This is a genomic window from uncultured Nostoc sp. (genome assembly GCF_937863485.1).
Taxonomy (GTDB): Bacteria; Cyanobacteriota; Cyanobacteriia; order Cyanobacteriales; family Nostocaceae; genus Nostoc.
Map to the genome: position 1 here is coordinate 1 of NZ_CALMFY010000161.1, position 5,922 is coordinate 5,922.

4 protein-coding genes are annotated in these 5,922 nt (G+C 39.5%); 2 read left to right on the forward strand and 2 right to left on the reverse strand.

Translation table 11 applies throughout. The features are described 5' to 3' along the window. Window positions 1-564: 564 nt before the first annotated feature. Complete coding sequence (locus Q0541_RS20630) at window positions 565-2,781, reverse strand: hypothetical protein (protein ID WP_298914460.1); 2,217 nt, start codon at window positions 2,779-2,781, stop codon at window positions 565-567. Window positions 2,782-3,348: 567 nt separating this feature from the next. Between Q0541_RS20630 and Q0541_RS20635 the strand changes: the two genes are divergently transcribed. Beyond that, entirely contained in the window at window positions 3,349-4,521 is a 1,173-nt protein-coding gene (locus Q0541_RS20635; RefSeq protein ID WP_298914463.1) for a glycosyltransferase family 4 protein, read from the forward strand. Window positions 4,522-4,584: 63 nt separating this feature from the next. After that, entirely contained in the window at window positions 4,585-5,742 is a 1,158-nt protein-coding gene (locus tag Q0541_RS20640; RefSeq protein WP_298914468.1) for a glycosyltransferase, read from the forward strand. On the opposite strand, the gene Q0541_RS20645 is transcribed toward Q0541_RS20640, so the two are convergent. After that, a partial coding sequence (locus tag Q0541_RS20645) for a hypothetical protein (RefSeq protein ID WP_298914471.1) occupies window positions 5,739-5,922 on the reverse strand: 184 nt, incomplete at its 5' end. The genes Q0541_RS20640 and Q0541_RS20645 overlap by 4 nt on opposite strands.

Consider the following 5,922-nt stretch of genomic DNA (forward strand, 5'->3'; position numbering starts at 1 on the left):
TATTCTATAATGATTTTCAAATATTCGTTCATGAGTATATAATACTCGTTTATGTAGTTCTAATATTCATTCATGTGTATAAAATACTCTTTAATGGAGTTCAAAGACTCGTTTACGAGTATCAAAGACTCGTTGACGGAGTTCAAAGACTCATTCACGAGTATCAAAGACTCATTAATGCAGTAAATCTTAAGTAGGGTGCGTTATGGCTTCACTCTAGATAATTTAGATTATGCGTATTGTGCCTGTCCCATTGCAGACGGCACAAATTTTCTTTCTAACCTTCCCCATCCCCCAACATTTGAGGTACGTAAAAAGGCTTTGTCTCGTTCCCAGTCTCTGACTGGGAATGCCTAGTAAGAGGCTCCGCCTCAAAACTAGCGGCAGAGCTGCAATGAAAAAATACTTACCCCGCCAGGGAGCATCCCAATTTTGCTTAACTCTCTTCCCTCACCCCCAGCCCCTCTCCCAAACATGGGAGAGGGGAGAAATTCCTCTTCTCCCATGCTTGGGAGAAGGGGTTAGGGGATGAGGGCTATCAAGGTTTTTGCACATTTGGGATGCTCACCCCGCCAGCCGATACATAATCACTTTTCCTTTCCAATTTTCTTCCACAAATACTAGATACTCACCATTGGAACGCCGAAAAGCGCGGATACCGTAGGGGATATCAATCCAGCCACTTTCGCTACCAACTTCTGGGCCTGGTTTTAACTGTTGTACTTGCACTCCCGTCTTGGCATTATAGACATATACCTCTGCGGTTTTAACTGTCACGGCGAATACTTTGTCTCCCGCCACACTCATTGCAGCCGTAGACACTTCATGTTTGCCAGTGGTGTCGTAGGGAATTACAATCCGCCATTTGGGAGTACGATTACCTTTATTCCAATTGTCAAAACGGGCAATCTCAGAACCAACAACTCCAGTATCGTCACCGAATGCAGGGTGATCTACTGTGAAGCCTGACAAATACATAGTATCTGTTTCCGGGAAATATTCGATCCGCCGCAAGTCGTTAAATATCTTGGGAGTAGTTTGCTTCTGCATCAAACTATAGTTGTAGATGGGGTTGCCTTTAGCATCTATTCCCTGTAAAGGATAGTGGCGAATGCCATCTTGGGTTCGCAAAGCTTTCCACACATCTCCTTTGCTGTCTACCCACCATCCGCCGATATAGGGATAATCTTTGCTGGTATCATATTCGTTCTTTTCAAATTTGCCATTACCGTTGCGATCGCGCCAGATCCATTCCCCTTTTTCTGGTTGATGCGGTGGCCAATTCCCGGTGAGAAATGGTTTATCTCCGCTATTGGTACCGACAAACATTCCGGCTGGGATCGCAATTTTGCCATCTGTGGCTGGATTAAAACGATATATTTGCAGGAAGCTGCTATACATATCTGTGAGGTACAAAAACGGCTTCCCTTTGATGCGGCGAACAAAGGTTCCATCTGGCGATGTATGCAGACGTGGATCTTGAGGATATTTGAAACCATTTAAAGTGTAGGCTTTGTAAGTCCATTGCTTACCAGCAGGCTTACTGTAGTTCATCAGATAGTGTTCTTGTTTGGTGAACAAATCTACACCATCAGTTTTAGGATCGGCATCTGCATTATCGACGAATATCAATCCCAGCGATCGCCAGATTAGTTTTCCCGATGGCGAAAATTTCCGCAAATCTGTTCCTGATTTGTTGAAACCATCACTATTTATATAGATATTACCTGAAGTATCTGTACCGACTCCGGTAAGTCCGTAAAGTTTCAAATCTTGAACTTCACCAGCAACTCCTGCATAGATACCGCCTTTACAGCCAAAACTACCCACCTGCACGGGCTGATCTTTGATGTCATAAATCAACATTTGCTGACGTGGCCCATTTTCTGCCACTAACAGCTTACCTTGATGATCAATTGCGATCGCTGTTGGTTCAACAATATCTGCAATCTGTTGGGGCAATTCCTTTCCATTCTGGGAATAATGGAGAATCTTGGCAGGATTACCACCATTTTTGCTTTGAATAATCCAGAGATTTTTTTGGGGATCAATAGTTATTGCTCCCGGATTAGCAACGGTAAAGCTGCGGAGTTCCTTCATCGTATCAGGATCATAGACACGAATCTGATTAGCAGCAAAATCACTCACATACAACTCGTTTTCCACAGTTGCTAATCCAGTGATTTCACTTTTAGTGCTAGTAATTAACATACTTTTATCCCAGCCACGCCCATTAGGAAACGGCGCAGGTTTTCCCGACAAGTCATAGCGTCTAACGCAATGCCAAGTTGTTCCTTCAGGTGGGTAATCTTCATCTGTTTTACCCCTCGAACCCTGAGTCATGGCAATGTAAATATATTTACTATTTGCTGTTACAGCTTTGCCACCGCCACGACTCCAGCCGTGAGTATCCCCAATCGCACCAATAACTTTACCATCTTTATATATGGCAGCCTCCATTCCCGCCTCATCCCAATGGCTATTGGTATAAACTGTGCCATCAGGGGCAACATACATTGCCTCAATATTATTTTGTACTCGTAGATTTCCACTGCCAAAAGTATTACCTATCCATGATGTTTTGTACGTGAGTGTGGGTGTTCCAGTTATCGCCCAGTCTGTTGTAATTCCAATGGTAGTAACAATTACTCCAGCAGTCAGACTGAGTAAAAAGTTGAAAGTTTTACTTCTTTGTAAATATCTAATATTAGATAATTTTTTTATGTGCTGATTTAGCTGGTGACGAAGTTTTACTAACTGCGTCAGTAATTTATTTCTCATATAAGTTTTAAGCTTTTAATTATTTATATACAATCACTATTTATAAGATCCGCACAAAATCTAACTATTTTCAACTGGATAAAATATAATTTATTTAGAGACATAACATCTGATTAAATATCAATAACAAACAATTTAGATTACAAAAATTCTATTCACAAAACTTTATCAAAATAACATTCTTTTAGCAAGTATCTTAAACAATATCTTTTTATGTATTAATATTTACTCTGATCAAAACCAAAATTGTAAATATTAATACAAAATTGTTTATTCATAAATTAGGTGATATTGGTTGTTTCCTTTCTCTGTCTACGACTCAGCTTGTTGACTTGCAGGAATCATCTATATTGTAGTCAGTGTTCTTTAGTTAATAAAAACACAGGTTTTAATTCGTTGTTGACGTTTGCATATAAATAGTTTATAAATTGGTGTTCTATAAAAAACTCTTATTTGTAATGTGTATTTGTAAATTATAGTAATTCAGGTTGGGATATAACAAACACGCTGTTAGGGCAATTCATGAATTGCCCCTACTGTTTTAATACATTTATAGGAGACACATTGATGGAAGGTAATAAAGAAATAAGTTTTGCTTCATCATCTGCATCTATTCTCACCCTTGGATTAGGCTGGTTTCCCCAAAATCCTGGAGGATTAGAAAGGTATATTTATGAATTAACTCATAAATTAGCAGCAAATAAAGACGAGGTTGAATTATGTGGAGTCGGTCTACCAGAGACTGAAATAAATTCACCGATTAAGCTAACTAACTTGGCTTCTGTTGATAGTGCTATTTGGCAAAGATTATGGTCGATTCGCACTAACTTCCAAAAAACAAGAACAAGCAAACCAGATGCTATTAATTTGCACTTTGCATTATATAGCTTTCCTATTTTAGATATTTTACCAAAGGGAGTACCAGTTACTTTTAACTTTCATGGCCCTTGGGCTTCTGAAAGTCAGCAAGAGGTAGTTAATAAAAATCTCAGTCTTTTGATCAAACACTGGTTAATAGAACAAAACACTTATAATCGCTGCGATCGCTTCATTGTTTTGAGCAAAGCATTTGGTAAAATTTTACATGATAAATATCAAGTACCGTGGAGCAAAATTAATATTATTCCTGGTGGAGTTGATATTAACTGGTTTCAACCAAATTTATCACCCCAGGAAGCTTGTACAAAGCTAGGCTGGCCTAGTAATCGCCGAATCATATTTACATCCCGCCGCTTAGTACATCGAACCGGAGTTGACAAATTATTGCAGGCACTGGCTATAATTAAGCCCAGAATACCAGATGTTTGGCTAGCGATCGCAGGTCGTGGTCACATCCAAGCTGCACTACAACAACAGGCTACAGAATTAGGACTAGACGACAACGTTAAATTTTTAGGTTTTCTCCCTGATGAGCAATTACCTATAGCTTACCAAGCTGCCGAATTAACTATCATGCCTAGTCAATCTTTTGAAGGATTTGGATTAGTAATAATTGAGTCTCTAGCCTGTGGTACTCCTGTTTTATGTACCCCACTTGGGGGAATGCCAGAAATTTTATCAGAATTTTCACCCGATTTAATTACTACTTCAATAGAAGCCTCAGCTATTGCTGAAAAATTAGAACAAGTGCTTTTGGCAAATATCCCCATACCTTCACGTTCAGCCTGTCGCCAGTATGCCATTACACACTACGACTGGAATCAAATTGCCCAACAAGTACGAAATATTTTATTAGCTTAAACAAGTGATTGTAATAGATGTTAAAGGTGCTGCGTGAGTCAAATTAGATAAACTAGAGGTTTTATGAGAATTTTTTTCCTAGACCAAAGCGGTAAACCAGGCGGTGCAGAATTATGTTTAATAGATATTGCTAAACCATATGGCGATCGCGCTTTGGTAGGTTTATTTGCAGATGGCCCATTTAAACATCTACTACAGCAAAATCATATCCCAGTAGAAGTTCTCGCAACTCAAGCAATCCAAGTTCACAAAGAAAGCAGTTTGGTACAAGGATTAAAAAGTCTGGGACAACTTGCACCTTTGATTACTAAGGTAGTTAAAAAAGCGCGTGAATACGATTTAATCTATGCTAATACCCAAAAAGCATTAGTTGTAGGGGCATTAGCAAGTTTTTTCAGTTGTCGCCCTCTAGTTTATCATTTACATGATATTCTTTCTACAGAACATTTTAGCCAAACTAATCTTCGCATTGCTGTTAACTTAGCTAATCGCTTTGCATCATTAATAATTGCTAATTCCCAAGCTAGTCAAACAGCCTTTTTGCAAGCAGGAGGACGCTCAGACATCATCGAAGTTGTCTATAACGGCTTTGATCCAAAAATTTATCAAACTGATGAGTCTGATATTAATAAGTTACAGCAACAGTTAGAATTGTCAGGAAAATTTGTAGTTGGACACTTTAGCCGTCTTGCACCTTGGAAAGGGCAGCATATTTTAATTGATGCCCTTGCCAAATGTCCGCCAGAGGTGACGGCAATTTTAGTGGGTGATGCATTGTTTGGCGAACAAGATTACGTCCAACAGTTACACCAACAAGTTACCCAACTGGGACTAGAAAACCGCGTCAAATTTTTAGGATTTCGTTCAGATGTTCCCCAGTTAATGGCAGCTTGTGACTTGGTAGCACATACCTCTACTTCCCCAGAACCTTTTGGTAGAGTAATTGTTGAGGCGATGCTATGTGGAAAACCTGTAGTTGCAGCAAAAGCTGGCGGTGTAATGGAATTAGTAGAACACGGACTTAATGGTTTTCTAGTGACACCAGGAGAACCCCAGGAACTTGCACAAGTAATTATCACCTGTCTTCAAGAGACGGAAATAACTGCAACCATAGCTAACAATGCCCGGACTACTGCTAGTGGGCGTTTTGATGTTGCAATTATTAATCAGCAAATTGCCCAACTGCTGTCTCACAGATTACAGCATTTTTCAGGTATTTAGACCACAGATGAGATGGGGAGTAGCGAGTGGTATAGTTCAATTACTTGAAAAGCGCTGTAAGTTCGCCGAAATAACAAATGAGTTCGCCGAAATAAAAAATGAGTTCGCCGAAATAACAAATGAGTTCGCCGAAATAAAAAATGCGTTCGGCGAAATAACAAATGAGATCGACGAAAGATC

Excerpts from the sequence above, each read along its gene's own strand:
- Q0541_RS20630 (WP_298914460.1), bottom strand. The coding sequence starts at position 2,781 with ATGAGAAATAAATTACTGACGCAGTTAGTAAAACTTCGTCACCAGCTA.
- Q0541_RS20635 (WP_298914463.1), top strand. The coding sequence starts at position 3,349 with ATGGAAGGTAATAAAGAAATAAGTTTTGCTTCATCATCTGCATCTATT.
- Q0541_RS20640 (WP_298914468.1), top strand. The coding sequence starts at position 4,585 with ATGAGAATTTTTTTCCTAGACCAAAGCGGTAAACCAGGCGGTGCAGAA.